At 63.1% G+C, this 24,540-nt stretch carries 31 protein-coding genes; 18 read left to right on the forward strand and 13 right to left on the reverse strand.

What is annotated here, in order from left to right:
* Positions 1 to 19 precede the first annotated feature (19 nt).
* The gene (gene betI / locus AC1DYW_RS12670) at positions 20 to 679 is read right to left on the reverse strand and encodes a choline-binding transcriptional repressor BetI (RefSeq protein ID WP_477226344.1); all 660 of its coding nucleotides are present in this window, start codon (positions 677 to 679) and stop codon (positions 20 to 22) included.
* 83 nt (positions 680 to 762) lie between these two features.
* On the opposite strand from betI, the gene choX reads away from it, so the two are divergent.
* On the forward strand, positions 763 to 1,701 hold the full coding sequence (gene choX, locus AC1DYW_RS12675; RefSeq protein ID WP_477226345.1) for a choline ABC transporter substrate-binding protein: 939 nt from the start codon (positions 763 to 765) through the stop codon (positions 1,699 to 1,701).
* The gene (locus AC1DYW_RS12680; protein ID WP_477226346.1) at positions 1,698 to 2,537 is read left to right on the forward strand and encodes an alpha/beta fold hydrolase; all 840 of its coding nucleotides are present in this window, start codon (positions 1,698 to 1,700) and stop codon (positions 2,535 to 2,537) included. The genes choX and AC1DYW_RS12680 overlap by 4 nt, the downstream gene beginning before the upstream one ends.
* 76 nt (positions 2,538 to 2,613) lie before the next feature.
* Here AC1DYW_RS12680 and AC1DYW_RS12685 read toward each other — a convergent pair whose 3' ends face one another.
* On the reverse strand, positions 2,614 to 3,393 hold the full coding sequence (locus AC1DYW_RS12685; RefSeq protein WP_477226347.1) for an NIPSNAP family protein: 780 nt from the start codon (positions 3,391 to 3,393) through the stop codon (positions 2,614 to 2,616).
* A gap of 149 nt (positions 3,394 to 3,542) precedes the next feature.
* Between AC1DYW_RS12685 and AC1DYW_RS12690 the strand changes: the two genes are divergently transcribed.
* Positions 3,543 to 4,103, forward strand: coding sequence for a TetR/AcrR family transcriptional regulator (locus AC1DYW_RS12690; RefSeq protein WP_477226348.1), 561 nt, complete (start codon positions 3,543 to 3,545; stop codon positions 4,101 to 4,103).
* Between the two features lie 95 nt (positions 4,104 to 4,198).
* Positions 4,199 to 5,332, forward strand: a complete 1,134-nt coding sequence (locus AC1DYW_RS12695) for a metallophosphoesterase (protein ID WP_477226349.1) — start codon at positions 4,199 to 4,201, stop codon at positions 5,330 to 5,332.
* 54 nt (positions 5,333 to 5,386) lie between these two features.
* Here the strand turns inward: AC1DYW_RS12695 and AC1DYW_RS12700 are convergent, their stop codons facing one another.
* Complete coding sequence (locus AC1DYW_RS12700) at positions 5,387 to 5,575, reverse strand: CsbD family protein (RefSeq protein WP_477226350.1); 189 nt, start codon at positions 5,573 to 5,575, stop codon at positions 5,387 to 5,389.
* Positions 5,576 to 5,739: 164 nt separating this feature from the next.
* Between AC1DYW_RS12700 and AC1DYW_RS12705 the strand changes: the two genes are divergently transcribed.
* Complete coding sequence (locus AC1DYW_RS12705; protein WP_477226351.1) at positions 5,740 to 6,399, forward strand: glutathione S-transferase family protein; 660 nt, start codon at positions 5,740 to 5,742, stop codon at positions 6,397 to 6,399.
* 42 nt (positions 6,400 to 6,441) lie between these two features.
* On the opposite strand, the gene AC1DYW_RS12710 is transcribed toward AC1DYW_RS12705, so the two are convergent.
* On the reverse strand, positions 6,442 to 6,606 hold the full coding sequence (locus AC1DYW_RS12710) for a hypothetical protein (RefSeq protein ID WP_477226352.1): 165 nt from the start codon (positions 6,604 to 6,606) through the stop codon (positions 6,442 to 6,444).
* 77 nt (positions 6,607 to 6,683) lie between these two features.
* Between AC1DYW_RS12710 and AC1DYW_RS12715 the strand changes: the two genes are divergently transcribed.
* From AC1DYW_RS12715 to AC1DYW_RS12750, 8 genes are all read left to right on the forward strand, one after another.
* Positions 6,684 to 7,004 carry an ArsR/SmtB family transcription factor gene (locus AC1DYW_RS12715; protein ID WP_095086102.1) on the forward strand — a complete coding sequence of 107 codons (321 nt, stop codon included), beginning with the start codon at positions 6,684 to 6,686 and terminating at the stop codon, positions 7,002 to 7,004.
* Positions 7,001 to 7,783: an SRPBCC domain-containing protein gene (locus AC1DYW_RS12720; protein ID WP_477226353.1), complete on the forward strand. Its 783-nt coding sequence runs from the start codon at positions 7,001 to 7,003 to the stop codon at positions 7,781 to 7,783. Before AC1DYW_RS12715 ends, AC1DYW_RS12720 begins: the two co-directional genes overlap by 4 nt.
* A 396-nt stretch (positions 7,784 to 8,179) precedes the next feature.
* Positions 8,180 to 8,389, forward strand: coding sequence for a cold-shock protein (locus AC1DYW_RS12725; RefSeq protein ID WP_010915421.1), 210 nt, complete (start codon positions 8,180 to 8,182; stop codon positions 8,387 to 8,389).
* Between the two features lie 338 nt (positions 8,390 to 8,727).
* Positions 8,728 to 8,955, forward strand: a complete 228-nt coding sequence (locus AC1DYW_RS12730; protein ID WP_095086096.1) for a hypothetical protein — start codon at positions 8,728 to 8,730, stop codon at positions 8,953 to 8,955.
* On the forward strand, positions 8,955 to 9,362 hold the full coding sequence (locus tag AC1DYW_RS12735) for a hypothetical protein (RefSeq protein ID WP_184871061.1): 408 nt from the start codon (positions 8,955 to 8,957) through the stop codon (positions 9,360 to 9,362). Before AC1DYW_RS12730 ends, AC1DYW_RS12735 begins: the two co-directional genes overlap by 1 nt.
* Position 9,363: 1 nt before the next feature.
* Complete coding sequence (locus AC1DYW_RS12740; RefSeq protein ID WP_477226354.1) at positions 9,364 to 9,519, forward strand: hypothetical protein; 156 nt, start codon at positions 9,364 to 9,366, stop codon at positions 9,517 to 9,519.
* Between the two features lie 4 nt (positions 9,520 to 9,523).
* A complete protein-coding gene (locus AC1DYW_RS12745) occupies positions 9,524 to 9,907 on the forward strand; it encodes a YkgJ family cysteine cluster protein (protein ID WP_477226355.1) in 384 nt (127 codons plus the stop codon).
* Between the two features lie 138 nt (positions 9,908 to 10,045).
* Positions 10,046 to 10,657 carry a LysE family translocator gene (locus AC1DYW_RS12750; RefSeq protein WP_457150662.1) on the forward strand — a complete coding sequence of 204 codons (612 nt, stop codon included), beginning with the start codon at positions 10,046 to 10,048 and terminating at the stop codon, positions 10,655 to 10,657.
* 20 nt (positions 10,658 to 10,677) lie between these two features.
* Here AC1DYW_RS12750 and AC1DYW_RS12755 read toward each other — a convergent pair whose 3' ends face one another.
* Genes AC1DYW_RS12755 through AC1DYW_RS12765 form a run of 3 tightly spaced genes read right to left on the reverse strand, consistent with a single transcriptional unit; the run spans position 10,678 to position 12,574 of the window.
* Positions 10,678 to 11,064: a nuclear transport factor 2 family protein gene (locus AC1DYW_RS12755; protein ID WP_477226356.1), complete on the reverse strand. Its 387-nt coding sequence runs from the start codon at positions 11,062 to 11,064 to the stop codon at positions 10,678 to 10,680.
* A gap of 15 nt (positions 11,065 to 11,079) precedes the next feature.
* A complete protein-coding gene (locus AC1DYW_RS12760) occupies positions 11,080 to 11,529 on the reverse strand; it encodes an OsmC family protein (protein ID WP_477226357.1) in 450 nt (149 codons plus the stop codon).
* A 34-nt stretch (positions 11,530 to 11,563) separates the two neighbouring features.
* A complete protein-coding gene (locus AC1DYW_RS12765) occupies positions 11,564 to 12,574 on the reverse strand; it encodes a zinc-dependent alcohol dehydrogenase family protein (RefSeq protein WP_477226358.1) in 1,011 nt (336 codons plus the stop codon).
* A gap of 98 nt (positions 12,575 to 12,672) precedes the next feature.
* Here AC1DYW_RS12765 and AC1DYW_RS12770 point away from each other — a divergent pair, with 98 nt between their 5' ends.
* Positions 12,673 to 13,281, forward strand: a complete 609-nt coding sequence (locus AC1DYW_RS12770) for a TetR/AcrR family transcriptional regulator (protein ID WP_477226359.1) — start codon at positions 12,673 to 12,675, stop codon at positions 13,279 to 13,281.
* A 169-nt stretch (positions 13,282 to 13,450) separates the two neighbouring features.
* Here the strand turns inward: AC1DYW_RS12770 and groL are convergent, their stop codons facing one another.
* The 3 genes from groL to AC1DYW_RS12785 all read right to left on the reverse strand — a co-directional run bounded on the left by groL (position 13,451) and on the right by AC1DYW_RS12785 (position 16,265).
* Entirely contained in the window at positions 13,451 to 15,106 is a 1,656-nt protein-coding gene (groL, locus tag AC1DYW_RS12775) for a chaperonin GroEL (protein ID WP_095086076.1), read from the reverse strand.
* 62 nt (positions 15,107 to 15,168) lie between these two features.
* On the reverse strand, positions 15,169 to 15,465 hold the full coding sequence (gene groES, locus AC1DYW_RS12780) for a co-chaperone GroES (protein ID WP_006203049.1): 297 nt from the start codon (positions 15,463 to 15,465) through the stop codon (positions 15,169 to 15,171).
* A 173-nt stretch (positions 15,466 to 15,638) separates the two neighbouring features.
* Entirely contained in the window at positions 15,639 to 16,265 is a 627-nt protein-coding gene (locus AC1DYW_RS12785; RefSeq protein ID WP_095086073.1) for a TetR/AcrR family transcriptional regulator, read from the reverse strand.
* 124 nt (positions 16,266 to 16,389) lie between these two features.
* Here AC1DYW_RS12785 and AC1DYW_RS12790 point away from each other — a divergent pair, with 124 nt between their 5' ends.
* From AC1DYW_RS12790 to AC1DYW_RS12800, 3 genes are read left to right on the forward strand one after another with little or no spacing between them, the layout of a single operon-like run.
* Positions 16,390 to 17,577 carry an MFS transporter gene (locus tag AC1DYW_RS12790; protein ID WP_477226360.1) on the forward strand — a complete coding sequence of 396 codons (1,188 nt, stop codon included), beginning with the start codon at positions 16,390 to 16,392 and terminating at the stop codon, positions 17,575 to 17,577.
* A 9-nt stretch (positions 17,578 to 17,586) separates the two neighbouring features.
* Positions 17,587 to 18,867: a D-arabinono-1,4-lactone oxidase gene (locus AC1DYW_RS12795; protein ID WP_477226361.1), complete on the forward strand. Its 1,281-nt coding sequence runs from the start codon at positions 17,587 to 17,589 to the stop codon at positions 18,865 to 18,867.
* Positions 18,864 to 20,009 (forward strand): DSD1 family PLP-dependent enzyme, encoded by a 1,146-nt coding sequence (locus AC1DYW_RS12800; RefSeq protein WP_477226362.1) that lies wholly within the window; start codon positions 18,864 to 18,866, stop codon positions 20,007 to 20,009. The genes AC1DYW_RS12795 and AC1DYW_RS12800 overlap by 4 nt, the downstream gene beginning before the upstream one ends.
* A gap of 4 nt (positions 20,010 to 20,013) precedes the next feature.
* Here the strand turns inward: AC1DYW_RS12800 and AC1DYW_RS12805 are convergent, their stop codons facing one another.
* Positions 20,014 to 20,847, reverse strand: coding sequence for a GyrI-like domain-containing protein (locus AC1DYW_RS12805; protein WP_477226363.1), 834 nt, complete (start codon positions 20,845 to 20,847; stop codon positions 20,014 to 20,016).
* Positions 20,848 to 21,001: 154 nt separating this feature from the next.
* On the opposite strand from AC1DYW_RS12805, the gene AC1DYW_RS12810 reads away from it, so the two are divergent.
* A complete protein-coding gene (locus AC1DYW_RS12810; protein WP_477226364.1) occupies positions 21,002 to 22,537 on the forward strand; it encodes a winged helix-turn-helix domain-containing tetratricopeptide repeat protein in 1,536 nt (511 codons plus the stop codon).
* Here the strand turns inward: AC1DYW_RS12810 and AC1DYW_RS12815 are convergent.
* Both AC1DYW_RS12815 and AC1DYW_RS12820 read right to left on the reverse strand, forming a co-directional pair.
* A complete protein-coding gene (locus AC1DYW_RS12815) occupies positions 22,513 to 22,842 on the reverse strand; it encodes a hypothetical protein (RefSeq protein WP_095086719.1) in 330 nt (109 codons plus the stop codon). The genes AC1DYW_RS12810 and AC1DYW_RS12815 overlap by 25 nt on opposite strands.
* Before the next feature lie 76 nt (positions 22,843 to 22,918).
* Positions 22,919 to 24,493 carry an FAD-dependent monooxygenase gene (locus tag AC1DYW_RS12820; RefSeq protein ID WP_477226365.1) on the reverse strand — a complete coding sequence of 525 codons (1,575 nt, stop codon included), beginning with the start codon at positions 24,491 to 24,493 and terminating at the stop codon, positions 22,919 to 22,921.
* Between the last annotated feature and the right edge of the window lie 47 nt (positions 24,494 to 24,540).

Raw genomic sequence — 24,540 nt, forward strand, 5'->3', positions numbered from 1 at the left:
CCGCGGTCAAGCCATCGGCCTATCCGACGGTATGAACTTCGACCGCCGGCTCTCGCATGGGTTCCCGAATGGCGAGCCGTCCCGCGACATAGTTCTTGACCTGGCGGACCGCCTGTTCGCGCGAGACGCTGCCTGGCTGCAGGCCGAGCCGCAGCCAAAGCCCGTCGATCAATGCGGTGACGCCAAGCGCGATGTCGTCGGCATCCGCCGGCGAGGCAAGGCCGCGCAGGCCGGACAACAGGTTCGAGCGCATGCGCGCGTGGATCACTCTCTGGATACGCGCCATCTTCTCGTCGCGCGGCACCTCGGCGCAGAGCGAAAGCCAAGCATGGCACAGAGGCGGTTGAAAAAGATGCGGTTCGAAATTGCCCTCGATCACGGCATCCATCCGCTCCATCGGGGTGATCGCCCGGCGAAGGCGCGCAATCACCGCCTGGCACAGGACGGCGTTGGCTTCGCGCATCGCGTGCTCGAACAACTCCTGCTTGTTGCGGAAATAGTGCAGCACGATTCCCTTCGAGGCGCCGGCCTGGGCCGCCACCTTTTCCAGCGTCGCGCCGGCAATGCCCTCGCGCTCCAGCACCGCGAACGCCGCCTGCCGCAGTTCCTTGCGGCGTATCTCGCTGAGACGCTTGAGTTTCACCGGATCGATCCATGCATTGCGATTCCACATTGACATTTTCGTCCGCGCAGATCAACTATTGACCAATGGGACAATAAAAAGACCAATTGGTCAATTTTCGAAAAATGAGGAGAACCGAAATGTTCCGCATCCTTGCGAATGGCGTCTGTCTCGCTGCCCTGGCGTTGGCCTGTTCTGCGGCTGAAGCGGCCGAGGCCGAACAGTGCAGGGCGGTCCGTATGGCCGAACCCGGCTGGAACGATCTGGCCTTCACCACCGGCGTTGCCAATGTCCTGCTGGGTGCACTCGGCTACCAGCCACAGAGCTCGGTGCTAGGCATCAACGTCATCTATGAAGGCATGAAGAACAACGATCTCGACCTGTTCCTCGGCTATTGGAATCCGGCCATGGTCACCTATTACGAGCCCTACAAGAAGGATGGCTCGGTCGAAGACGTGCGCGTCAATCTGGAAGGCGCCAAATACACCTTCGCCGTGCCGACCTACGTCTGGGACGCTGGCGTCAAGGATTTTGCCGACCTGCACAAGTTCGCCGACAAGTTCGGCAAGAAAATGTACGGCATCGAGCCCGGCTCGAACCAACTGATGATGGATGCCATTGCCGATCCCTCGCTTGGCCTAGACGGCTGGCAGGTCGTCGAGTCGAGTGAAGCTGGCATGCTGTCGGAGGTCGGCTATGAGATCAAGGAAAAGCAGTTCATCGTCTTCCAGGGCTGGGCGCCGCATCCGATGAACACGATGTACGATTTCAAATATCTCACCGGCGGCGACAAATTTTATGGCCCCAACCTCGGCGCCGCGACGGTGACCACGCAGGTGCGCAAGGGCTATCTGCAACAGTGCCCGAATGCCGGGCAATTGTTGAAAAACCTCACCTTTGACATCGATTTCGAAAATGTCGGCATGGGCTACCTGATCAATGACGGCATGAAGCCGGAAGACGCGGGGCTGAAGGCGATCACGCTGAACAAGGATCGTCTGGACACCTGGCTTGCCGGCGTCACCACATTCGACGGCAAGCCCGGCCTTGCGGCGGTCAGGGAAAAGCTTGGCCTGTGAGACCGGCAGCATTTGATGCCTTGCCGATTGCTTGGGCGGAACAGGACGGCTGGGCTGGCCGCAAGAAATTCGTCAATAGCGGCGATCTTGACATCGCCTATGTCGAGGTCGCCGGCGCCGAGCCGGCGCTGCTGTTGGTGCACGGCTTCACCGACACCAGCCGCAGCTTTTCGCTCTTGGCGCCGCACCTGGCCGGACGTCGGCTGATCATGCCGGATCTGCGCGGCCACGGCGGGTCGCAAACTGGCGAAGGTTGCCGCATCGCCGATTTCGCAAGTGACATTGCCGGAATGATCGTCCACTTGCAGCTTGACCGGCCGGTGCTCGTCGGCCATTCGCTGGGCGCCATGGTGGCTATCGCGTTGGCCGCGCGGCATAACGAGCTCATCGGCGGGCTGGTGCTATTGGCCGGCACGTTGAAGCCCGACCTGGCGCAGAACCATCCACTGGTCATGGGCGTTCAGTCTCTGCGCGACCCGATATCACCGGTCGACCCGTTCTATGCCTGGTGGCATGCCTGCCGGCCTAGCGTGCCCGAGTCCTTTCTGGCAGGCCTGGCCAAAGACGCCTCGGAGATGCCGGTGTCGCGCTGGCAAGCGACCTTGAAGGAAATTCTCCGCACCGATCTGAGTGACCTGGCGCGAGCCGTGCAGGCTCGAACGCTGATCATCGCCGGCGAGCACGACCCGCTGTTCGGCGAGGCGCATCAGCGGGCGCTGTTGGATGCCCTTGTTGGGGCAAGCCTCGTGCACGCCGAGGAGTGTGGCCACAATCCTCATTGGGAGGATCCGGCATTTGTTGCCAGCGCCATCGGTAAGAGTTTCGGGTTCGATTAGCGCCCGAACAATGCGCGTGCCGGTGGCACGTCCTGCCGGGCTTAGGCACCATCACTATCCCTGATCAAGCGGACGGTTACCCAAGCCGCGAAAGCGAGGTCGGGGACAGACGCAAAGTCTCGGTTGGTCTGGTCAGATCCTGCTGGGCAGCTTGCCAAAACGCCTGCGATGCAGCCGAACCGGCCAGCGTGGCCTCGTGGCGGGCGTGTGTTTCCGGGCTGTCAAATCCCATGACGCTGATGAAGACGTTTTCGGTCGCCCGTATCGGCAGGCGCGGAAAGCTGTTTTCGGTATGCTCGGTAACGAACGCGGCGAGCATGCGTGCGCCGGGTGCGGTCATCAGCGGCGCCATTTCGGTCTCGAAGCGACTGGCAAAAATGCCCTCGGCGCCTGGCCGCAAATGATGAATCCGGATGACAACAATGCTCGTCAGGGGCCTGTTCTGGCTCGACTTTTGGTCAGCAGCCAAGCTAGCCCGCAGTGTGCCCGAGAGGTCGAAACCGGCGCCTGGCCATGCCGGCTTGAGCAGCAACACATCGTCGGAATCGATCATAGTCGCATTGGCCGCATTGCTGTGCGCCGCCCAGATCGGCCCGCCATAAAAGGCGGTCAGGGCATGCTTGCGCGCGTCCATGCCGTCAAAACCCCGCATCCAGACGAACATGTCCGGACGATCGAGATCCCGGAACTGGCCGATGATGGTCATCCCGGCGTCCTTCTGGCCCTCGATCAGCCTGCCGTCGAAGATGTCGATGAGCGTGTCACGCTTGCCGGGCTTCAGCGTGTACTGCCGCAGCTCGACCACAGGCGAGGCGAGCACCGCGGGTTGCTGCGTGGCATTCAGGGGCAGGTTCATCCGTCAGCCTCCAAAAACAGGGTGATTGTCCTGTTTATAAAAAGACCGGTTGTCCTGTTTTGTCAACATGCTATTGTTCGGCAATGTCAGCAGAGATCACAACGCGACCGAGGCTTCGGTCGCGAAAACGCATCAACGACCCCGAAGGCATGCGCAACAAGGTGCTCGATGTCGCGGAGGCGGCGTTTCAGGCGCGCGGCTATCATGCCTCCAGCCTCGGCGACCTGATGGCGGCGGCAGGTGTCAGCGGCGGCGCGCTGCATCACCATTTTCCGACCAAGAAGGCGCTGGCACTGGCGGTGATCGACGAGCGTGTGGCGGCAGCGGTAGAAGCGACATGGATCGCGCCGGTGCGGGCGGCGGCTTCGGCACGCGAGGGCGTGCGCGCGGTGTTCGAGGCCGTGGCGGCAGAACTGGAACAACAGGGTTTCGTGCGCGGCTGCCCGCTCAACAATCTGGCGCATGAACTGTCGCTCGCCGATCCGGATTTCCGGGCGGCACTTGCCCATATCTTTTCGGCATGGCGCCGGGCGATCGCCGACAAGGTCAGGGTCGACCAACAGGCGGGCAGGGAACAAGGCACCGACCCGAAGCGCTTTGCGACACTTGCCGTAGCCACCTATTCCGGCGCCATGTCGATGGCTAAGACGGCGCAGGATGCGGGTGTGCTGCGCGACTGCCTGCCGGCGCAGGGCGAGGCCTGGAAATGATCCCGAAACGTGATCGAGCAGTTCTGTCACGCTGTTGTCGCGATGTCGCGCGTTGAACTGGACGGCCGGCCGCTCTCCATGCTGAAATTCACCTCATGATGAATCGCCGCTCGCCTGGTTTGTTTTCTCGACGCAGCTTTCTGGCCCAGGCCGCGGGATTTGCCGCGGCCGGCGCGTTGTCGTGCCCGGCACGCAGCCAGACCGGGCAGCGGGTCCAGCCGATCGACGCCACCTTCCTGTTCATCGCAGATGTCCATGCCTGTCGCATGGCGAGCGGCTTGAGCCCCAACTGCCAAAAGGAAGGCAAGACCGACGCCGCGCTGCTGCGCAACATCGCAGCGCTGAACGCCCTCGGCGACAAGGATTGGCCGGCCGAGATCAACGGCGTCGCCACCGGTCTGCGCTCGGCCGGCAGCCGTATCGGCACGCCGCTTGGCCTCGTCGTCGGCGGCGACATCACGGACGATGGCGGCGGCCAGATCACCCAGCCGAGCGAGGGTACCCAGCTGCTCCAATTCAGCCAGCGCTACCAGCAAGGCGTCGGTTCCGATCGCGTGCATGTGCCTGTCTATGTCGGGCTCGGCAACCACGATCTCGACCAGAACGGCCCGCCGCACCATGTCGACTGGTACCGGCGCGAAATGCGCGACTATGTCGAGGTCAATCACCGCGCCGGCGTATTCTTCAAGCCGCCGGTGCCGGCCACCGACTACGACGTCGACAGCGATTGTTATTCCTGGGACTGGGGAGGCCTGCATCTCGTGCAGACGCATCGTTTCGCCGGCGACACCGGCCACGGCGCCGACAGCGGCCTGCCATGGCTGAAGCAGGATCTGGCCACCTACGCTGCGGATGGCCGCCCGGTCATCCTGTTCCAGCACTATGGCTGGGACACCTTCTCGATAGAACGGTGGGATGCCGCCAAAAGGACGTATGACGATGACGGTGCCGGCGCGCCGCACTGGTGGAGCGAGGCCGACCGGCAGGCCCTGCTGGCGGCGCTGAAGGGCTACAATGTCGTCGCCATCTTCCACGGCCACAAGCATGACACACCGCTGATCTACCGCGGCGACGGGCTCGATCTCATCAAGCCGAAGGCTGCCTATATGGGTGGCTTCGCGCTGGCCAGGGTGACTAGCGACGCCATGGACGTGGTGCTGGGCGAGGCGACCGGTGATCATGGCGAGGTCGCCTTCACCAACGCCTTCAGCAAGGACTGGAGCACGTGAAAAAGGCGGCCCTGGCGGCCGCCTTTCCCAGGCAAAAGCGATACCCGATGGGGATCAGAGCGCCTTCTTGATCTTGTCCTTCACGTCGCCATAGGCCTTCTGCACCTTGCCGGCGATCTTGTCGGCCGTGCCTTCGGCTTGGGTCTGCCTGTTGCCGGTCGCCTTGCCGGCAGCTTCCTTGACAGAGCCCTTTACCTGCTTGGCCATGCCCGCGACCTGATCCTTGTTCACCATTTTCCGCATCTCCTGGGAGTTTGAATTCGGGGAATTCGTCCGCGGAGGCTAACGAGCCGGCGTCGGTTAGGTTCCAAGCTTCCCCAGCCGCGAATCAAAGTTGCGCAACCGCTTTCGGCGGTAAGGCTGGCAGGCTAAAGGACTTCAGGACAATCGTGCGCTCGGGGAGAAAAATGGCTGAATTCACACTCTATATCGGCAACAAGTGCTTCTCCTCATGGTCGCTTCGGCCCTGGGTGGCGATGAAGCATCTGGAGATTCCGTTCGAGGAGGGGTTCGTGCGGCTGCGCACGCCCGAGACCGCGGCCAATCTCGGCAAGATTTCGCCGACCGGGCTGGTGCCGGTCTTGAATCACAATGGCAGGATCATCTGGGAAACTCTTGCCATCCTTGAATATCTTGCCGACCTGTTTCCCGAGAAAAATCTCTGGCCGGCCGATATCGGCGCCCGTGCGCTGGCGCGCTCCGTGGCGACCGAAATGCATTCCGGTTTTCGCGAGGTCCGCTATGGCTGGCCGATGAATTTGCGTCGCACGAAAGGCCACAAGCCTCTCGACGCCGAGGGCGAGGCGCAGCGGGAGCGCATCGAGGCCCTGTGGCGCGAGTGCCGGGAAGGACAAGGCAAGGGCGGCCCGTTCCTGTTCGGCCACTTCACCGCGGCTGACGCCATGTATGCGCCGATCGTCACCCGCTTCGACACTTATGGCGGCACGCTGGCGCCCGACACCAGAGCCTATGTCGATGCGGTGCTTTCAACGCCAGCAATGCGTCACTGGTACGCGGAGGCCGCCAAGGAAACCTGGCCCGAGCCCGGTCCGCACGAACAGGACTGACCTGGCACGCGGGTTCGAGCCGCGCAACCGCAAAATATGGTTTCAGGCGATGCTAAGGGGTGCCGGCCGGTGCTGGTCGATGAAGTCGGCTACCCCTTCCGCGATTATCTCCCAACCCGGCTCTTCCTGCGGCCAGTGGGCATGACCCTTGCGGATGTCGGCGGCAACGCCAAGCGTGTCTGGCTTGGAGTGAGGCAGGCTCCACATGCGTCCGGAATCGGCTGCGAACGGGAATTGACCGGAACGGCAATTCGGCATAATACGTAACCAAATGGATACGTATTATGCCGCAGGCTGACCCCGACCGTTCCGTTTTCCGCGCCATTGCCGATCCGACGCGGCGCGCGATCCTCGACCGCTTGCGGCAGGGACCGGCGCCGGTCAACGAACTTGCCTCGGCCTTTTCGCAGAGCCGGCCAGCGATCTCCAAGCATCTCAGGGTCCTGCGCGAGCTCCGGGTAGTCTCCGAACAGAAGTATGGCCGCGAGCGGCTCTACCGGCTGGAACCGGCGGAGTTGAAGGACGTGGCCGACTGGATCTTGCCATATCGCGATTTCTGGCAAGCGAGCCTCGGCAACCTGAAATCCTACCTGGAGAATGAATGATGGCCAACAACGACAGACCGCGCGCTATCGCCGATGTGTCGGCGGGCACGATTCTCGCCACGGTAACGATCGCGGTGCCGCCCGAGCGAGTGTTTCGCGCGTTGACGGCGGACGACCAGATACCGCTCTGGTGGGGGTCGGACGAACTCTACCGGACGACGAGACATACCGCCGACTTACGGCCGGGCGGGGCGTGGCGATCGGAAGGCAAGGGGGCCGACGGCCAGGACTTTCATGTCCAGGGCGAGTATCTCAGGGTGGAGCCGCCGCACCTTCTGGTGCTGACGTGGAAAGCGCCATGGGACGGCGACAACGTCACCACCGTGACCTACATGCTCGAGGCGGTGGGTGCCGGAACGCGGCTGACCTTACGCCATGAAGGGTTTGGCGTCCGTCAAGGTGCATGCCGCGATCACGCCTCCGGCTGGGAGCGCGTGCTCGGCTGGCTGACAACTTTCCTCACCGATGAAGCCGGCAGCAAGCCGCAAGGCGTGTTCCACTGCCGGCTGATCCCGCCCCGGCCCGACTTTGCCTTCACCCTGACCGATGCAGAAAAAACACTGATGAAGCAGCACTCTGACTATCTGCGCGGCAAATTGGGTGAGGGGGGTGTCATCCTGTTTGGGCCGGTCGCAGATCCTGCCGGTCCCTGGGGGCTCGGTATCGTACGTGCCGTCGATGAGGCCGCCGTCCGGGCGCTGACCGAGGCGGACCCGACGGTTCGTTCCGGGTTGGGCTTTCGATACGAGATCCTGCCGATGATGACCGCCGTGATGTGAGGGCAAAAACAAAAAACGCCCCTCGCGCCTTTTATCGCGCGGGAGGCGTCTTTTGCCGTCAACCTTTCCTTCGATTGCTCTCATGAACTGCTGACGACACAGCTAAAATGCACCGGCGCCGATCTGGTTCCCGGCAGGTTGCGGTTTTTTGGAGCGGCGACGTTTCGTTTCCTTCTCGCCGGACAACTTTGCGCCTGATCTCGATGGCGGCTAAACCAGAAATTGACACGGCGCAAAAAGAAGCCTACAAGAATTTGGTCGATATTTGTTTGACCGACTTTTGTTATCCGCGCACGCATGCGCGCCTTTGACGAACTTCCCCATCAAAAATCGAGACAAAAATCGTTGTGCATTCGCACCGCGATTAACGAATATTTGCCATGGAAAGGGTTCGTCATGAGCACCGGCACAGTTAAATGGTTCAACGCCACCAAGGGTTTTGGTTTTATTCAGCCTGACGACGGCTCGGCCGACGTTTTTGTCCACATCTCGGCCGTAGAGCGCGCCGGCATGCGCGACATCGTCGAGGGCCAGAAGCTCGGCTACGAGATGGTCCGCGACAACAAGTCGGGCAAGATGTCCGCCGACCAGTTGAAGGCGGCCTGAAAACAGAATTCAGCCTTCCCGGTGACCACGGATGTACTGGCACCGGTGAACGGCGAATTCGGGCGCTTGGCCGCGGAGACTTGAGTTTGTACGGCATGCGCATGTGAAGGGCGTTGCCTTGCATCCATTGGATGCGCGGCGCTCTCATGGGGAGGTCAGGCGGTGCCTGGCCTTTTTCATTTTGCGCGTCTTGCCGCCGAAAGTGCACTGCGCGTCGGCCTGAACGTGCTAAGGGACGCTCCAGCAATTTGAATCCGCTGCCGTATTGCTTTGTGCGTGGTCCTGACCGAAGACCCGGTCTCGCCATGTCTGCACCAGCTCCTGACAGGAGAAAGATTTTGACCGCCAATTCGAAGACAGCCCCTGATCAGGCCGTGTCCCTGTTCAGCAAGACGCAGACCCAGTCGATGTCACTCAACCGCATCATTTCCGAGCGCGATGCCGTCAGCGAGGCGCGGGAAGCCAAGACCGCGCGGCTACGCGAACAGCGCCTGGAGAAGGAGGCCGATGAGATGGCCGCGGCCGCGGCTCTCGCCGCTTTGCCGAAACGAGTCGGAAAACGCTGATGGCCACCAAGCGCGTCCCGCCTACGCCGATCGCGACCGATGCGACCATTGCCGACATGGTCGAAGGCCTCGACAAGCCGGTCGAATATGTCCGGCGCGTGCTGGAAAAACTCGAACGCTGCAAGCGTGCCCATGGCGACGCCCAGGTGCGCGTCGGCGTGCGTGGCCGGGCTGAGTGCCCGAACTACCTAATCGAGTATGTCCGCGAAGACACCAAGACGCATGAGCGGGTGACTTATCAGGATGCCGCCTACAGCGGCAGCACGCATCGCGAACTGGCGTCCCACCACATCGAGGCGGTGAAGAACTGGTCGCCCGAGGAAATGAACATCACGGCGGTTTCGGCGCTGATCGGCCGCTTGCGCAATCCGCGCGCTCCATCATCGCGTTTCGCCGACGAGGACTGACATGGCCATAAAATTCTCCGCCAAGGACCAGCCTGCAACGCCAGCTGCTGCAAAATCGGCCAAGCCGGTTGCGGCGCCGAAAGCCGGCGAAGCCGCGACCGATCTGTTCAAGTCGCCGGTGGATGCGCCAAAGGGCAAGACAGGCAAGAAGAAATAACACCTTGCCGCAAGACGCCGATCACAACCCTGCCGAGCCGGGACTGTTCGCCTTCGCGGCCGCTGCAAGTCTTTCGTCGTCGCAACGCAGCACCGGCCCTGTCTTCAACTGCCAGAGCTGCGGCGCCTGCTGTTCCTATTCGGCGGAGTGGCCGCGCTTTTCCACCGAAGATGACGCCCATCTCGACCGCATCCCGGAAAAATATGTGGCAGCCAATTTGTCCGGCATGCGCTGCGAGGGCGTGCGCTGCTCAGCGCTCTCCGGCCAGATCGGCAAGTCGACCGCTTGCGGCATCTACGAAGTTCGCCCGGATGTCTGCCGCGCCTGCATGCCGGGCGACGACGATTGCCTGATGGCGCGCCGCGCGCACGGATTACCGACGTCTTAAAGTCCTTTTTTCGCGCGGGTTGTCGCAAAACCGCTGCGCGCTTTTGGACGACACGCACCGGCGCCGACTGCCGGCGGCTTGTGTGCAACCTCCTTGCTGGCTACGCTGCGACAGGGCAAGGCGCCGGAGGAAACCACCGTGAGCATCGAATTTCTGTTGACGTCGCTGATCGTCGTGGCTTCGCCCGGCACCGGTGTTCTCTACACGCTGAGCGCCGGCCTTTCGCGTGGCGCGCGCGCCTCGATCATCGCCGCCTTCGGCTGTACGCTCGGCATCATTCCGCACATGGCGGCCGCCATCACCGGCCTTGCGGCGCTGCTGCACACCAGCGCGGTTGCCTTCGAGACGCTGAAATATCTCGGCGTCGCCTATCTGCTCTATATGGCCTGGAACACGCTGAAGGAGAAGGGTGGCCTGAGCGTCGAGCAGGATGTGACGCCGCGCTCGGCCGGCAAGGTGATTGCGACCGGCGTCCTCGTCAACGTGCTCAATCCGAAACTGTCGATCTTCTTCTTCGCCTTCCTGCCGCAATTCGTCAGCACCACCGAACCCAATGCGCTGTCGAAGATGCTGGAGCTCAGCTCCGTCTTCATGCTTTTGACCTTCGTTGTTTTCGTCGGCTACGGCATCTTCGCCGCCTCGATCCGCAGCCATGTCGTGTCGCGGCCGATGGTGCTGACCTGGATGCGCCGGACCTTCGCCGGCGCCTTTGTCATGCTCGGCGCAAAACTGGCGTTGGCAGATCGCTAGCGCCGAGTGGCCAAGGGCGGCTATCCCTTGACGTACCCCATCGCTTCGACGATCAGCCCGCCCTCGACGCGCATCAGATTGACGCCGCGGATGGAGTTGCCATCGGCGAGCCAATAGCGCCAACGGATCGTCGCCCGTTCGCCCGCAATGAATGTCTCCTCGAGGTCGAATCGCGTGCCGGGCTGGGTGGCGATCGTCGACCACAGCTGGACGCACGCCTCCCGACCGACATGACGGGCGCCGTCCGGTGCCGGCACGGTGTTTTCGATCACGCAGTGTTCGGCGACCAGGCCTGGCAGTGCCGACGGATCATGAAGCTGGAACACGTCGTTGAAGCGCTGCATGATTTCAGCTGTCTGCCTGGACTGTTCGTCTGGATGAACGGTCACGATGCTGTCCTGTTTCATATCATCCTCCTGATTTCATTGTTGCGTGGCGGCGGTCGCGACGAGCTCGGCTTTGAGCGTGATGGTTGCCACCCCGGCCAGGGCGCGCGACACAAGGCATGCCGCTTTCGCCGTTTCCGAAAGGTTCTGGAACTCGTCCGGGGCAATGCCGGGGATCTCGGCTTGGGTCTCAATTTCGATGCGGGTGATCGTCGGCCCGGCAGCGGTTGCGCCGAGATGCACCTTGGCGATCGTGTTGATGCTTGTCGGGATGTACTTGGCGCCGCCCAGTATGGCGCTCAAAGCCATCGAGAAGCAGCCGGCATGCGCTGCCGCGATCAGTTCCTCCGGGTTCGTGCCCGGACCGTTTTCGAAACGCGACGGAAAGGAATAAGCGCCTTCGAACACACCGCTGCCGAGCCGTAGCCGTCCTGAGCCTTCCTTCAGCGTGCCTTGCCACTCGGCCGAAGCTTCACGAATTGTCATTGTCTGCACTCCTTGGTTCCGAGAAATGGATGGGTCAGGCGCCGTCGACGACCACTTTTCCGAAGACGTCGCCCTGCTGGAAATAGCGGTACGCATCACCGGCTTCGGTGAAGGCAAAGACCTTGTCGATGACGGACCGCAGCCGGTGATGTGAGACAGCGCGCAGCATGGCTTCGAGATTGGTCCGGCTGCCGACGAACAGGCGGCTGATGGTGGCGAGGCTACGCTGGTAGAGCGCTGCCGGCATCTCGATTGACCTGCCTTGCTGGTCCTGCAGCGTCAGCAGCACGATGTGCCCGTAGAGCGTGCTGGCGATCAGCGATTGCGCGAATGTCGCCGGGCCGCCGGTTTCGACAACGAGGTCGATGCCGCCTGTCTGGTCGCGGACAGTCGCACCCCATTCGGGCATCTCCGAAGTCGAGATCACAAGGTCGGCGCCCAGCATCCGCAGCCTCTCGGCCTTCTCGCCACGTGAGGTGACGGCGACGACGCGGCAGCCGAGCAGCTTCGCGAACTGTAGCGCAAACAGCGAGACGCCGCCCGAGCCTATGACCAGAACCCACTGGCCAGGCTTCGGAATTCCGGCGCCGGTCACCGCATTCCAGGCGGTCAGGCCGGCGCAGGTCAGCGTTGCTGCCTCATGCCAGTCAAGATGATCTGGCAGGCGCGCAGCCCATTGCTCGTCGAGAACGGCATATTCGGCCAACATGCCGTCCAGCGTGCAGCCGAGCTGGTCGATGAGCCCGGCGTTGATACGGCCGTCGACCCAGCGGGCGAAATAACTGCCGGTGACGCGATCGCCAACGGCAAAGCGGGTCACGGCATCGCCGATGGCGACGATCTCGCCAGCCCCGTCGCTCAGGGGAACGACGCCCTGGCGCGGCGTCAGCGGATAGGTGCCGTTGAGGATCATCGTGTCGCGTCGGTTGAGCGAGGTGGCGCGAACGCGCACCACGATCTCATGCGGTTTCGGCTCCGGGCGCGCTTCGTCGCGCATCACCAGGCATGCCGTCCCGCCGGATCCTTCAAGACGATAGGTGTTCATGTCGATCTTCCCAATATGTAGACTGATCTACATATTATGTAGACCGATTGTCATATTTGATGCAAGGCCTATAATGATTGCTACTGACAGAGGTTGACATGGCCAACGGCACCCGCACCCGCATACTCGAGACGACGGCACTGCTGCTCAGGCAGCGCGGCTATCACGGCACCTCGCTCAACGACATTTTGAGCGCCAGCGGTGCGCCGCGCGGCTCGCTCTACTTCCACTTTCCCGGCGGCAAGGACCAACTGATCATCGAGGTGACGCGTGATAGCGTCGACAAGGTGACGCAAAGGCTGGGCGCGGCATTGGCCGCCGAGCAGGATCCGGCAGTGGCCGTCCACCACATCTACCAGGAGGTCGGACACATGCTCGAGGAGAACCAATTCACGCTCGGCTGCCCGATCGCACCCGTGGTGCTGGATTCGCCGACCGATGTGCCGGAGCTGGCCGAATTGTGCCGATCGGCCTTCGAGCAATGGATCGGCTTGCTGCGAGAGGCCTTCGTCAGGGCAGGGGTGCCCGAGCGCCGCGCGCATGCTTTGGCGCTGCTGGTCGAATCGTCGCTGGAAGGGCTGATGGTGATCGCGCGCGCCACCCGCGACCGCGCCCCGCTGCAGGCGGTCGCGGACGAAGTCGCGGCACTGATTGAAGGCGCGGTGCTGGCTGGAGAGGCACGGCGACGCGCGGATGCCGCAGTCTGAGGCCAGTCGAGGCGCGACGATTTAAGGTACACGCAAACAGAAAGGGCGCCTTTCGGCGCCCTTTCCGCATCTGAAGGCTGGTAGGGGCTGGATTAGAAATCCATGCCGCCACTCAAGCCCGCTTGCGGGCTTGAGCAACTTGGATTCATGGGCGTGCTTTATGGACTTTTTAGAAGTCCATGCCGCCCATGCCGCCCATGCCGCCGCCGCCCATGCCGCCAGGCATGCCGCCGCCAGCCGACTCCTTCTTCGGAGCCTCCGCGATCATGGCTTCGGTGGTGACGAGCAGGCCGGCGACCGAAGCCGCGTCCTGGAGAGCCGTGCGCACGACCTTGACCGGATCGACGATACCCATGGCGATCATGTCGCCATACTCGCCGGTCTGGGCGTTGTAACCGAAGGTCGCGCCCTTGTTCTCAAGGATCTTGCCGGCAACGATCGATGCTTCCGCACCGGCGTTGGCCGCGATCTGGCGGGCCGGAGCCTGCAGCGCACGACGAACGATGTTGATGCCAGCGGCCTGGTCGGCATTGGCGCCGGTGGCCTTGATGTTGGCCGAAGCGCGCAGCAGGGCGACGCCGCCGCCTGCAACGATGCCTTCTTCCACGGCCGCGCGGGTCGCGTTGAGGGCGTCATCGACGCGGTCCTTCTTTTCCTTGACTTCGACTTCCGTCGCACCGCCGACGCGGATCACCGCAACGCCGCCCGCGAGCTTCGCGAGACGTTCCTGCAGCTTCTCCTTGTCGTAGTCCGAGGTGGTCTCTTCGATCTGCTGCTTGATCTGGGCAACGCGGCCCTGGATCTCGGCCTTCTTGCCGGCGCCGTCGACGATGGTGGTGTTCTCCTTGGAGATCGACACCTTCTTGGCGCGGCCGAGCATGTTGAGGCCGACGTTCTCGAGCTTGATGCCGAGGTCTTCCGAAATGACCTGGCCACCGGTGAGGATGGCGATGTCTTCCAGCATGGCCTTGCGGCGATCACCGAAGCCCGGCGCCTTGACGGCGGCGATCTTCAGGCCGCCACGCAGCTTGTTGACGACCAGCGTGGCCAGAGCCTCGCCTTCGACGTCTTCCGAGATGATGAGCAGCGGCTTCGAGGTCTGCACGACGGCTTCGAGAACCGGCAGCATGGCCTGAAGGTTGGAGAGCTTCTTCTCGTGCAGGAGGATGTAGACGTCCTCGAGCTCGGCAACCATCTTGTCGGCGTTGGTGACGAAGTAGGGGCTGAGGTAGCCGCGGTCGAACTGCATGCCTTCGACGACTTCGAGTTCGGTCTCGGCGGTCTTGGCTTCCTCGACCGTGATGACGCCCTCGTTGCCGACCTTCTGCATCGCTTCCGCGATCATCTTGCCGACCGACTCGTCGCCATTGGCCGAGATCGTGCCGACCTGGGCAACTTCCTCGGAGGTCTTGATCTTCTTGGCAGCCTTGCCAAGCGCCGCGACGACTTCGGTCACGGCCAGATCGATGCCGCGCTTCAGGTCCATCGGGTTCATGCCGGCGGCAACCGACTTGTGGCCTTCCTGGACGATCGACTGCGCCAGAACGGTCGCGGTCGTGGTGCCGTCGCCGGCAATGTCGTTGGTCTTCGAAGCAACTTCGCGGACCATCTGCGCGCCCATGTTTTCGAACTTGTCCTCGAGCTCGATTTCCTTGGCGACGGTGACGCCGTCCTTGGTGATACGCGGGGCGCCGAACGACTTGTCGATGACGACGTTGCGGCCCTTGGGGCCGAGCGTGACCTTCACCGCGTCGGCGAGGATGTTGACGCCGCGCAGCATGCGCTCGCGGGCATCACGGGAGAATTTTACGTCTTTGGCAGCCATTTTTAACTCCTGGCAAGGGCTTGGATTGAGCCCGGGAATTCAGTTGACGGAAAGTGCTGATATCAGCCGATGATGCCCATGATGTCGGATTCCTTCATGATCAGAAGGTCTTCGCCATTGAGCTTGACTTCGGTGCCCGACCACTTGCCGAACAGGATGCGGTCGCCGGCCTTGACGTCCAGCGGAACGAGCTTGCCGGCTTCGTCACGAGCGCCGGAGCCGACAGCGATGATCTCGCCTTCCTGCGGCTTTTCCTTTGCCGTATCGGGGATGATGATCCCGCCGGCGGTCTTGGATTCGGATTCGACCCGGCGAACGACCACGCGGTCATGAAGCGGGCGGAACTTCGACTTTGCCATTTTTTCTTCCTCGATGAGAACGGTGAGAACAGTTCCTCCGTCCGGCGACGCCGGACATATGGTTAGCACTCACCAATGGCGAGTGCTAACGTGGCGCTGAAATAGGCCGCCGGCCTGCCAGAGTCAAGGCGCGACACGCTGTCGAAACACGCGAAATTCGCATGAGGCGGCGGCTAGAGAAAGAGCCGCAACTGAGTGTGGATGATCGACCGGTAATCCTCGATGGTTTGCCGACTTTCCGCTTCGCCCTCGGCAAGTGCCAGGCGCACCACACCACCGGCTAGCTGGAAGATCAGCAGAACGATGCGTTCGAACTGCTCGCGCTTCTCGGGGGCGAGCAGGGGACTGACGCGGTCGCAGAACATCTTGGCTTGATGCCGGGTTTCGGCGATGTCGAGATTCTTGAGCGCCTTGTCGGCTTGGATGGCGTTCTGCAAATCCTGGATGGCCGGATCGCCGGCGACACGGCTGTGATAGTCGTCAAGCAGCCGGTCGGCCGCCACGATCACGTCCTTGGCCTCGCGGATGTCGCTGATGATCGCTGTCAGCCGCGTGCGGCTGACCTCGGAAAACCGCTCGTAGAGCATTGCCAGGATCGCCGACTTGTTGGGGAAGTAATGGTAGACGGTGGCGATCGGTCCGCCCGCCAGCATGCCGACCTCCTTCATTGTCACGGCGTCGATGCCCTTTTCGCCGATCAGCCGCATGGTTGTCGACAGGATCGCGTCAATGCGCTCGCGGCTGCGCTCCTGCTTGGGTTTGCGCCTGGGTTCGGTGGCTGTTCGCGTTGCTTCCATCATGCACGGGTCTTTCGCACGAGTTTCCAAATTCTGATTGACAAAAAATATGATCAAGTATCAGCTTCTGAAATGCTGACAGGTTGTCAGTTTTTTTGCCGCACGGCAAGGACGTTGGGAGGCGCCTTTGACTTCGACAGATACCGGGCACACCGGAAGCGGCGACTGGCTGGTCGGCAATCCCACCGGCAGGCAGCTCGCCTCGGCCTTGTGGATCGGTTCGGTCGGCCTGCTCATTCTCGGACTGCAACCGGTGCTGCTCGGCGCCCTTTTCACCGAGGGCCATGTCAGCGGCGATGAGCTGGCGCTGGTCGCCACCGCCGAGATGATCGCCATTGCCATCGGCTCGGCAATCGTGGCGATGCTGCTTTCGGCCCACAACATGCACTGGAAAAGTGCGGCCCTCCTGCTCCTGTTGGCACTGGCGAATGTTTGGACGGCCTATGCCGCCGGCGCCAACATGCTGATTGCGGCTCGCGCCCTGGCAGGCCTAGCCGAGGGCGGCCTGGTGGCGGTCGCCACCGAACTCATTGCCCGCTCGCGGCGGGCCGAGCGCATCGGCGGGTATTTCGTCACCATGCAAACGCTGGCGCAATGCGCGCTTGCCCTAATGCTGGCGCTCTATGTCATCCCGGCAGCTGGGTCGGCGGGCGGCTTCATCGTTCTCGCCGTCGTCTGCGTTGCCTCGGTGGCGATCGCCTTCACCGTTCCCAGTGACTATGCCGATCTGCCCAAGGAAGAGAATCTGGCCAATGTGCTGACGGTCCCTTCGATGACCGCGCTGCTGTCGGTCTTCTGCTACTTCATGTTCTTCGGCGCGGTGTGGGCCTTTCTGGAGCCGCTTGGCGCACAATACGGCATCGATGGCCGCACCGTCGGCCTGATCGTCTCGGCCAGCCTCGCGGTTCAGGTCCTGGGCGCGATGACAGCGACCGTGTTCGAGGCGCGCATCGATTACCGCCTTGCCATCGCCGCGATCGGCGCCGTCGCGTTTGTCAGTTCCCTGGTCCTCGCCAGCGGACCTGACCTCATCACATTCTGGGTTGCCGCCTTGGTCATGGGTTTCATCCTCTTGTTCATCGTGCCCTACCAGATACGGCTGGCGATCACCGCCGATGAGACGCGCACCGCCGTGCTGCTGGTGCCGGCTGCGCAGCTTTTTGGCCTGGCGATCGGGCCGGTCGCGGCGTCGCTGCTCATCGACGGCAAGGATTTTCGCCCCGTGCCGGAATTCGCCGCCACCAGCGCCATTGCCAGCGCGGCGCTGCTTGGCCTGTTCATCCTTGTGTCCCGGCGTCGCCGCGCCGTTGCCTGAGGAGGCAACATGTCGAACACCTGGAGCAACTGGTCCGGCTACGTCAGCGCTGAACCGCAGCTGATTGCCACCCCAACTGACGCTGGCGAACTCGGTGATCTCGTTCGCACCGCACCCGGTCCGGTCCGCGTCGTCGGAGCCGGCCATTCCTTTACGCCGCTGGTGAAATCCGAGGGGACGATCCTGTCCTTGGAGAGACTGGAAGGGCTAGTCTCGCACGACGTCGAAAAACATCAGGCAAGCGTGCGGGCAGGAACCCGGCTCGGCCCGCTCATGCACATCCTGCAAGGCATCGGCCAGGGCCTGCCCAATATGGGCGACATCGACCGCCAGGCGATCGGTGGCGCGCTCGGCACCGCTACGCATGGCTCTGGACCGACGCTCGGTGCCTACCACACGCAGCTTGAAACGGTGCAGTTCGTCGACGGGCTTGGCAAACTCCGCGACTTCAAGCGGGCAGGGGATCAGGAGATGATCCATGCGGTCGGCGTCGCGCTTGGCGCCTTCGGCGTGATGACCGAGGTGACGCTGAACAACATTGCGACCTACCGGCTGCGCCGCCGCAAATGGGTGCTGCCGATCGCCGACATGCTGCGCGATTTCGAAACGATAATGGCCGCGCATCGTTCGGCCGAATTCTACTACATTCCGTTTTCCGGCTATGCGCAGTTCATCGCCAGCGATTTTAGCACTGCGGCGACCACCACGCGCCCGACCGAGGATGACGAGGGCGGGTTGAGGACGCTGCGCCGGCTGCGCACCGGGCTCGCCTGGCTGCCGTCGCTCCGCCGCCGGCTGATCCGCGGCGCCGTCGCGAAAGTGCCTGCCGAGGACTATGTGCAGGACTGGCTCAACGTCTATGCCAGCGACCGGCAGACCAAGTTCAACGAGATGGAATATCATCTGCCGTTCGAGGAGGGGCCGAAGGCGCTGGCCGAGATCATCGAACTGACGGAACAGCGTTTTCCCGAGGTCTATTTCCCGATGGAGGTCCGCTCCGTCGCACCGGACCAGTTCTGGCTCTCGCCATTCCACAACAGGCTGACCTGCTCGATCGCCATCCATCATGACGCGGCGAGCGATCCACTGCCGTTCATGCGGGCGGCCGAGCCGATCTTCCGCAGGTATGGCGGCAGGCCGCATTGGGGCAAGATGCACAGCCTGAAGGCGGCGGACTTGAAAAAGCTCTATCCGCGCTGGGACGATGCCATGGCGGTCCGCCGCGACATCGACCCGCAAAACCGACTCATCTCGCCATACATGGCCGACCTGTTCGGCATCGACCAATGAGCGCCTATTTCGTCGCTCTTTCGGACGCGTTGAAGCAAGCCGGTATCTTCCAGCCCTGCCTGCTGGTTGATCGCGATCGGCTGGACCGCAACATTGCCCTGGTGAAAGAGAGGCTTGACGCCGGCCTTGCCGTGCGGCTGGTCGACAAGTCGCTCGCTTGCCTGCCGCTGCTGTCGCACATCGGCAAGGCTCTAGGCACCAATCGATTCATGACTTTCCATCCGCCGATCAGCGGAGCGGTGTTGAAGGCATTTCCAGATGCCGATCTGCTTTATGGCAAGCCGATGCCGGTCGAAGCGGCAAGGGCGGCACTGGTGAAAGGGGACGCCGACTGGTCGCGTGTCTGCTGGCTGATCGATACCCAGGAGAGGCTGGCCGAGTATGGCGCACTCGCGGACGAACTCGGCGTCGAGCTGCGTATCGCCTTCGAGATCGATGTCGGGCTGCATCGCGGCGGCTTTGCCAGCCCGGAGGCCTTGTCGAAGGCATTAAGCGCGCTCCCGGCTCATCAACGGCTGCATTGCGAAGGCGTCATGGCTTACGAGGCGCATGCGCCGCTCATCCCCGGCCTGTTCGGCGGGCCGGCCAAGGCGTTGGCGAAAGCTTCGGAACGGGCCACCGCCTTCGTCGCGTGCCTCGGCGCCGACCAGCGCCGCATCCTCAACATCGGCGGCAGCAAGACCGCGCTGCTACACCATCGCAGCGCCGCCAACGAGGTGTCGATGGGCTCGGCCTTTGCGCTGCCGAGCGATTTCGATACGCCCGGCCTCGAAGGCTTCCAGCCGGCGGCCTTTATCGCGACGCCGATCCTGAAAGTGGTAGAGCCGAAGCTGCCCGGCCCGCCGGCCGTCACCCGCCTGCTGCAGGCGCTCGGCCGCTTTCCGCGCAAGGGCTGCTATCTCTATGGCGGCAAGTGGATGGCCGAGCCGGTCTTTCCCGAAGGCATGAAGACGAACGGCCCGCTCGGCCTCTCCTCGAACCAGCAATTCATGGGTCTGCCGGCTGACGCGACCGCAAGGCCCGGCGTCTACGCCTTCCTGCGCCCGACGCAGAGCGAGGCGGTGCTGCAGCAGTTCGGATCGATCGCGGTGTTTTCCGGCGGCAGGATCGCCGAGCGATGGCCCGCTCTGCCGATGGGATGAACGACTACGCCTTGACCGGTATCCAGATCTCCAGCCCGCCATTGCCGCTGCGCGGATCGAATTCGGGGCCATAGCGCTCGAATTCGGGAGCATCCGCAATCTCGTGGCCGGAGGCCGGCAGCCATTTGTTCCAGATCGTGTTGACGGTCCGGCGGATGGTCGAGATGTGCTCGCGATGGGCAAAGACGGCATATTTTTGCGCTGGCACGCGTACCCGGCTGAGCTCCTTCGGCAGGTCGGAAAAATCCGACACTTCGACGCCGGCGATGTAGTCGAAATTGCCGGCATCGTCGCCGTTGACGCAGACGCCGTAGGCGACGTCGCCGGTCTCGCCCGGAATGTTGCCGATATAGGGGCCGAAGCGTTGCCACTGCATGGGAATGGCGGCGCTGGTTTCGCAGCTGTAGCGTTCGCCGAGGCCGGCGATCAGGAACGGCCGGCTGGTTTCGAAGCGTGGCGGTTCGAGGTTGGGAAGGAAGGACTGGTCCATCAGGATCGGCTCCACGAGATCGAGGTTGTCGAGCGTGCGTCGCGCGCGCACCAGTTCCGGCGTGGTGCCGAACTGGTCGCGGAAGGCGCGGGTGAAAGCCTCATGCGAGTTGTAGCCGGCGTCGAGCGCGAGCGAGAGGATGTCGGGCGCCCCGCCGGCCAGCTTGCGCGCCGCTTCGGTCAGCCGGCGTGCGCGCATGTAGCCCATCACCGAGCGGCCGGTGGCGGCCCCGAAAGCCCGCGTCACATGAAAGCGCGACACGCCACTGCTTTGGGCGATATCGTCGAGCGAGACCGCCTCGGGCAGATGGCTCTCGACGAACCACAGCGCTTTTTCCGTCGGATTCATCGAGTTCCTTCCCGCGTTGGCCAGATCATCTTGCTGTCTCTCCAAGCGGCCAGTTTGATCGAAATTGCGCACTGGGCAATAATGCACCAAATCCCGTGCCGCGTTGATGTGGGTTCGACGCGGCATGATGTGCAGTGTCCGGGGAGGGGTCCCAATGACGACGGCGACTGCCGGTCAGCTTTTCCGGTTCGGCGGATACACTCTCGACCTAGACAGGGGAACGTTGCGTGGCGTCAACGAGCCGCTGTTCCTGCGCCCGAAGGCCTACGCGATGCTTTCGCACCTTGCCCGCAACATGGGCCGCGTCGTTCCGAAATCGGAACTGATGGATGTCGTATGGCCGGGTGTCTACGTCACCGAGGATTCGCTGACCCAGTCGATCCGCGAAATCCGCAAGGTGCTCGGCGATGACATGGTGCGCACAGTATCCAAGCGCGGCTATATGCTCGCCGCCGAAGCCGAGACTGCGCCGGAGATCGGGGCGCAGCCGGTCGTGGCCGTGATACGCTTTCGCAACGACAGCGGTGATCCGGCCGACGAGGCGGTGGTCGACGGCTTTGCCGAGGATATCATCAACGGGTTGGCGCGCTTTGGGACGGTCACGGTGCTCGCCCGCAATTCGAGTTTTTCGTTCGCCTCCTTCGGACGCGACGAGTGGTCTCAAATCCGCGCCCGCATCGGCGCCGATTATCTTGTCGAAGGATCGCTGCGACGCCAAGGCGAGCAAGTGATAACGGCCGTGAACCTGGTCGATATCGCGACTGCGAGCCAACTCTGGGGCGACCGCTACCAGTCGCAGGGCACAGGCCTGTTTGCGATCGAGCATGAGGTCGTTGAGCAGATCGTCGGCAGGCTGGTCACGCGAGTCACCAATGCAGGGCTGCAACAGGCATCGCGCAAGCCGGTCACCAGCCTTGCCGCCTATGAACTGGCTTTGCGCGGCTTTGCGCTGTTGCGCGATCCAGCCCAGACCGACCAGAAAGGTGCGGAGGCAATGTTCGAGGCGGCAATCGCCAAGGATCCGAACTATGGACTGGCCTACACTTATCTCGCTCTGACGCGGGCGCTGGATGGAGAATTCGGGCGCGCCAGCGACGCAGTGCTGGAAAATGCGCGCGATCTCGCCGACAAGGGCCTGGCGTTGTCGCCGGACCAGCCGACCGGCCACCGTGTGCAGTCATTGATCAGGCTGTATATGCGCGACCATGAGGCGGCCGAGCATCACATGCGCATCGCGCTGCAGCTCAATCCCTACGATGCCGACTGCATCGAGCAGATGGGCATGCTGCTCACCATGCGCGGCCGGCCGCTCGATGCACTGACGTGGCTGGCGCGCGGCATCCGCATCGATCCCTTGCACCCGCACTGGTACCAGTTTGACCGGGCTCTGGCGCTCTACATGATGGGCGAATACCGGCAGGCGGCGGAGGCGCTGGAGTTAGCCACGCGTCCGGCACCCTGGATACGCACCAGGCTGGCGGCCTGCTATGCCCAGATAGGCGACATGGAGCGGGCGCGGCGGCAGATCGCCCTCATCGAGGAGGGCGATCCGTTTTCGCCGATCGACTATGCTCTGCGCGGCGTGCCGTTCGAGAACAAGGTCGACGCCGAGCACCTTGCGGAAGGCGTCAGACTCGCCCTCGGCGAGACCACGTCCGAGGCCGGTCAATCGACGACCACCACGATATAGCGGCCCTGATAGGCACGGTAATATGTGCCGCCGCAACGCCAGACATCGAAGCCGTTGACCTTGGTGCGCACGCAGCCTGTCGGCAGTGTGGCGACCCAAGCCGTGGTGTGTCTCAGCACGCGCCATGCTGTGGTCCGCCGCGCAACGCCTGCGGCACTGCGGGGCGTCCAGGGCTGACCGATACGCGCTTCGGCCTGGCTGACGAATGACAGCGCCGGCAGGGTGCTGCCGATGATCTCTACGGCGAGGCCAATTGCGGCCGCCGTGGCGATCAGGCTGATTTTATTCACGGATTCTATAGGCATTTTCTCTCTCCTGATTTTGGTCATGATGAAACGTCTTTTCAGTACGTGCGAATGCGCCGCCGTTGGGTTGGCGCATTCAAGCCAGGCTGTGCATGGTGCCCGAGATGCGATAGGGCGCGCGCTCGGCGATCCTCGGCCTGATGGCGAGGCCTGCAATGTACCGCTGGAAGGACGCTGCCTCCTGGACCGGCGAGGCCAGCGCGACATGGCCGTCCGGCCTCACCAGATAGGCGCCGTCGCGCTGCAGGCCAGCGGCCTTGGCCGTGTCCGACCAGGCGAAGGCATGGATTGGGATACCGGCGGGCGCAAGCATCGCCCGGAACTCGGCATTGAGTTCTCCATAGACATGCACCTGCCAATCCAGCGATCGCAGCGGCTCGAAATTGTCGTCCCTGGTGCCGGCGATATAGGGCAGGCGGTCGCCACCCTCGATCTTACCGGCCTTGCCGCTGCTGATCGGACTTTCGCGGTAGCGGATGCGGGTCTGCGAAATCAGCCCGAAAAACGCGCGCGATCCCACCGTCGTCCCGAGCACTATGCGCAGGATCTTCGGCATCAGGTAGCGGCGGAACAGCCCGACCAGCCGCGAGCGGCTGGCGGCGACCCGAAACGCCTGGTCGGTGCTATCGATCAGCTTGCGGGCGAAGGCGATGCGCTCCGGCTCGTAGCTGTCGAGCAAGCGCTGGTCGGCGCGCCCCTGAACCACGGCGGCCAGTTTCCAGGCGAGGTTAACCGCATCGCCCATGCCGGTATTCATGCCCTGGCCGCCGGCCGGGCTGTGGATGTGGCCGGCATCGCCGGCGAGGAACACCCGGCCTGTGCGGAAATTCTCGGCGACTCGATGATGCACGCGGTAGGTCGAGAACCAGTTGACCTGATGAACCTTGACGCCGGTGTCACGCTCGACATCGGCGCGGATCGTCTCGAAGGTGATCGACTCATCGGCCTCATGCGCTTTCGGCACGATGCCGATCAGGCGCAGTGAGCCCGATTGCCGGACCGGCATGACGATGGCAAAGCCATAGGCGCTGATGACAGTGTCCATGCCATTGCGTGTGACGTCGCCACGACCGTCGACGTCGGCGACGTAGAAGGACTGTTCGTATGTGCCGCCGGGAAAGCCGATGTTCAGCCCGTGGCGCACGGCGCTGCGAGCGCCATCGCAACCGGCCAGGTAGGCGGCACTGACCGTTTCAGTGCGGCCGTCCCTGTTCAGGGTAACGACGACAGCATCGCCCTTGTCCTCGAAGGCGACCAACTCCGTGTCGCGCTCGACCTCGACGCCGGCACGTTCCAGGTGCGTGATCAGCACGCGCTCATGGATGTCCTGCGGCAACGCGAAAGCGAACGGGTAGGGGCTGATGCCGCGGCCGAAGTCGGCCAGCGGCAGCCTGGCTGCTATGCCGGCCGGCGTGTGCACGGTGAGCTGTTCGATCCGCACGCCGGCGGCGAGCACGTCTTCGACGATGCCGATCTGCCGATGGAACTCCAGCGTCCGTGCCTGGACGGCCAGCGCACGCGAGGTTTCGCCCGGGCCGGACGCCTTGTCGAAGATGCGGACCGGCACGCCGAGCCGCGTCAACCAGAGCGCAAGCGTCAGCCCGGTCGGCCCGGCGCCGGCAATGAGGACCTTGGTCTTTGACATGCTCATTTTTCTTCTCCTTGAACAGTGCGACTTTTTCGCCAGCCGCATGGTCT

The organism is Mesorhizobium sp. P2_D5 (assembly GCF_056404355.1).